Annotated in this window: 1 protein-coding gene; it reads right to left on the bottom strand. The window is 66.6% G+C overall.

Going from position 1 to position 389, the window contains the following annotated elements; all coding sequences use genetic code 11:
- Window positions 1-389 (bottom strand): amino acid--tRNA ligase-related protein (locus D7V88_RS42455; protein WP_341870766.1); only part of this gene is annotated, 389 nt, incomplete at both ends.

Here is a 389-nt window from a genome sequence, read left to right as displayed (position 1 = left end):
GTGTTGGAGTTCTCCGCGCGGAACGTGGGGCCGAAGGTGTACACCTTCGACATGGCCATGGCGTAGGCCTCCACGTTGAGCTGGCCGGAGACGGTGAGGTACGCCTCCTTGCCGAAGAAGTCCTTGTGCCAGTCGATCTTCCCCTCGGGCGTGCGCGGCGGGTTGACGGCGTCCAGCGTGGACACTCGGAACATCTGCCCGGCGCCCTCCGCGTCGCTCGCGGTGATGATGGGCGTGTTGACCCAGAAGAAGCCCTCCTGGTCGAAGAAGCGGTGCACCGCCTGCGCCGCGCGGTGACGCACGCGCGTAATCGAGCTGAACGTGTTGGTGCGGACGCGCAGGTGCGCCACCTCGCGCAGGAACTCCAGCGTGTGCTGCTTGGGCTGGAT

The organism is Corallococcus terminator (assembly GCF_003611635.1).
GTDB classification, from domain to species: Bacteria; Myxococcota; Myxococcia; order Myxococcales; family Myxococcaceae; genus Corallococcus; species Corallococcus terminator.
Note: the sequence above shows the minus strand (reverse complement) of the source record. Positions and strands in the feature narration are given on the sequence as shown.